At 56.3% G+C, this 3,497-nt stretch carries 4 protein-coding genes; 2 read left to right on the top strand and 2 right to left on the bottom strand.

The window, feature by feature from the left end; all coding sequences use genetic code 11:
* Window positions 1-379: 379 nt before the first annotated feature.
* Both A2I95_RS28010 and aroQ read right to left on the bottom strand, forming a co-directional pair.
* Window positions 380-1,135, bottom strand: a complete 756-nt coding sequence (locus tag A2I95_RS28010; RefSeq protein ID WP_291735182.1) for a LuxR family transcriptional regulator — start codon at window positions 1,133-1,135, stop codon at window positions 380-382.
* The gene (gene aroQ, locus A2I95_RS28005; RefSeq protein WP_027259005.1) at window positions 1,132-1,581 is read right to left on the bottom strand and encodes a type II 3-dehydroquinate dehydratase; all 450 of its coding nucleotides are present in this window, start codon (window positions 1,579-1,581) and stop codon (window positions 1,132-1,134) included. Before aroQ ends, A2I95_RS28010 begins: the two co-directional genes overlap by 4 nt.
* Before the next feature lie 348 nt (window positions 1,582-1,929).
* On the opposite strand from aroQ, the gene A2I95_RS28000 reads away from it, so the two are divergent.
* Together A2I95_RS28000 and A2I95_RS27995 are read left to right on the top strand one after the other, a co-directional pair.
* Entirely contained in the window at window positions 1,930-3,141 is a 1,212-nt protein-coding gene (locus tag A2I95_RS28000; protein WP_291735179.1) for a serine hydrolase, read from the top strand.
* Window positions 3,142-3,211: 70 nt separating this feature from the next.
* Window positions 3,212-3,497: acyl-CoA thioesterase II (locus tag A2I95_RS27995; RefSeq protein ID WP_291735183.1), on the top strand; the 286-nt coding region annotated here is incomplete at its 3' end.

The raw sequence follows: 3,497 nt of genomic DNA, 5'->3' as shown, positions 1-3,497 counted from the left end.
CGGCAGCTGATATCGGAGGAAGGGATTGTGAGGGACCCCACTGATGGGGATGGGCGAGGCCCCTCTGTATCCGGAATAGACGCGGAACAATACGCGTCTACTCCTGACCAGGTAGGAGAGCCTTGAAATCACAAGGGTCGTTACCCATTAGTTCCTTGGCTAAAGCCACCACTCACGGAACAGGGGCAACATGCAGAAAATCAACCTATAACGGTAGTATAGAATTCCATACTTCTTACGGCTTAGTTCAGACCGGCATGGTCCGTAAAACCGGTTAAGTTTCCGTCGCTTGCAAGCGATCTGAGAAGGTCCGGCGACGTCTGCAATTGCCGCGGCAGCAGCCGCGGCACGGCCTGGTCATCCACAGCCAAGCAGCAGCTTATGCATCCATGATATACATCTGATTGTGCAGCGCTGCCTTCAAAACAGCCTGGGCGGTTGTCTCGACCGACAGCGATTCCCTGGCAAGACGCAGGTGTTTTTCAATCGTCGCGGGTGTAAGTTCCATCAAGAGTGCAATGTCCTGCGTGGTTTTGCCATCTCCAACCCATTGTAAAACCTCCCGCTGCCGTTTGGTAAGGCTGCGGTTTGGTGCAGTATAGGGCAGGGTGAGGATCTTCAGATGGGCGACATTGTTCATCAATACGATGTCATCGCCCGACTTCTGCCACAGCGCATCCACCGCATCCTGAGACATGCCCGGTTTTGCGGCCAGTGATATCGCGCCTTTGTAGCGGGGAGAAGCAGAGTAGAAACTGACGGTATAACCGGCATTCATGTCGAGCTTCTGATTGAACTCATGCACCCGCTGGGCTTCGGGCCCAAGTGTCCCGTCGGCAATCATGTCCTGCACAATACGCCAGCTGCCGGCGCCTTCGTTCTCCAAAGCCCAGCGAAGCATCGGCGCATGGAAATACAGGCCCTTATGCAGGAATCCGTGCAGATACTCACTGTCATGATTGGACAGGATGACAAAATCATCCGGATCCCCCAGCGACGTTTCCGTTTTGTAACGGGTGTAACCGTAGATCAGCCGGTCGAACCCGAACCTGGACATTTGCCGGACATGCCCGTGCCACAGCTCTTCCAGACTTTGAGCGCCGCAAATGAAGTTCAGGTATTCCTTTACATTCATGCTGTTGCGGCCACTTTCAAATGTGCCTTCAAAGCATCCAGCGCCAACAGGTACCCCTGCGCGCCAAAACCGCAAATCTGCCCCAGCGCCGCCTTGGCGATATAGGAGGTGTGCCGGAATGGCTCGCGTGCATGAATATTAGAGAGATGCACTTCAACGGCCGGAAGCTCTACGGAAATCAAGGCATCCATCAGGGCAATTGACGTGTGCGTGTAGGCGCCGGCGTTCAGGATGATCCCATGATGCTGCCCCTTGGCCGCATGAATAGCATCAATCAACGCCCCTTCATGGTTCGACTGGAAGCAGCTGACCGAGACCCCGAGTGTCTGAGCATGATCGGCGCAGGCCTGCTCCACCATCGCCAGGGTGACCGAGCCATAGACGTCCGGCTGCCGGGTACCAAGCAGGTTGAGGTTGGGGCCGTTCAATACCAGAATGCTCGTCATCGGATCTATTTCCTTTTCGTCCTTCCCTTTGAACTTCTAAGACAAATTTATTGCAAATGCGAACACGCAAACGCGCATGAATTGAAAAAATTCAAATTTTGGAATTTACTGAACCCGCTGCTGCAAGCGTTTGCCCGGCACTTTCAGAAGTCTTCTATTCCAGCCAATTTTCGAATTCACCGCTGTCACTGCGGTTGGAACCGTCATCGGGTTTTTGGGAATTTCATTCTGTCTGTATTCCGGCACCCGCGCGCCGAAGCCTGAAACGCAACGTCTCCCGGCTCGTCTCCTTTAGAAACACAGTATACAGTCCCGATGGATGAGGCAGAGCAGTAAGGGGGCGCAGTGATGAGATCAGACCGGCTGGAACGCATCAGGCGCTGGCAGCAACGTTATGTGGATGAAGGAAAATATCCCGGAAGTTCCCTTCTGATCCGCCGCCACGGTAAGGAACAGTATTTTCACACGGCAGGCCTGCGCAACATCGAGGAGAGCCTGCCATTCACCCGTGACACGCTGGTGCGCCTCTATTCGATGACCAAACCAGTCACATCAGTGGCTGTGATGTCTCTTCTGGAGCAAGGGCTGTTCCACCTGGATGCCCCTGTCAGTGATTTTCTTCCGGAATTCAATAATATGCAGGCGCTGATACCCGGAGCCGGGCATATCAGCCAGACCGAGCCTTGCGCTGTTCCGACACTGCAACAGCTGCTGACCCACACCAGCGGGCTGAGTTACCCGTTCAATCCCGGCCTCCTGCCGGAAGTCATGGCCAAGGAAGATTTGCTGTTTAAGCCGGACCACGGATCACTGGCCCCAATGGTGACGCGGCTTGCGCGCCTGCCGTTGGCCTTTCAGCCAGGAACCCGTTGGGAGTATTCCGTTGCGACTGATGTGCTGGGCCGCGTTGCCGAGGTTGTTTCGGGCAAGCCCTTGGGACGGCTCCTGCAAGAGGTGATCTTTGAGCCGCTGGGAATGTCGGAGACCGGGTTCCAGCCGCCCAGCGGGGCAGGGAGCCGGTTTGCCTCTCTCTATACTCCGCTGGCGGGTGATGCCCTGGCGCTGAATTCCGCGGAGACCGGCACCGACAGCCTGCGCCCGACCGACAGTTACCCGCATTCTCCCTTCTGGCAGGCCGAAATGCACTCTGGCGGCGGCGGATTGATCGGCACGATCGACGACTATATGAAATTCACCGAAATGCTCCGGTGCCGCGGCCGCTGCGGAGACGGCTTTATCATCAGTCCGCAAACTTCTGATTTTATGATGCAAAACCACCTTTCCGGAGATATCGCTTCGATGGGTCCGCAAAGCTTTGCTGAACAGCCGATGGAAGGCATGGGTTTTGGCCTTGGCGGCGCTGTTGTTCTGGATCCGGCACGGGCGCGGTGCCCCGGATCCGTTGGTGATTTCAGCTGGGGCGGCATTGCGTCGACGTTCTTCTGGCTGGACCGGCAGCTTGAAATGTCGGTGGTGTTTCTGACTCAGCTGGCGCCCTCCAGCTCGTACCCGTCACGGCCGGAACTCAAGGCGCTGGTTCATGGCGCCATTGCCGAGTGACTTCCAACTGCCGCAGTTCCAGGTAAGATAAGCGTTCTGTACAAAAAAATGACCAATGAAAGCGCTGCAAATGCCGGATACCGCCAAAGTTCTCCTTGATCTGCTGGATCTGGAAGCGCTTGATACCAATCTCTACCGCGGATCCGGTTCCGGTGGCGAAACGCCGACCCGCATCTATGGCGGCCAGGTGATCGCACAGGCGCTGACGGCGGCATATGCAACTGTTTCCCGGCGGTTATGCCATTCTCTTCATGCCTATTTCATTCGTCCGGGCGACCCGTCAAGGCCGGTCATTTACGAGGTTGACCCGGCCCGGGACGGCCGCAGTTTTACCACCCGGCGGGTGGTGGCCATGC

It is taken from the genome of Leisingera sp. F5 (assembly GCF_001593695.1).
The sequence above is the reverse complement of the archived record's forward strand: the minus strand, read 5'-3'. Positions and strand labels throughout refer to the sequence as shown.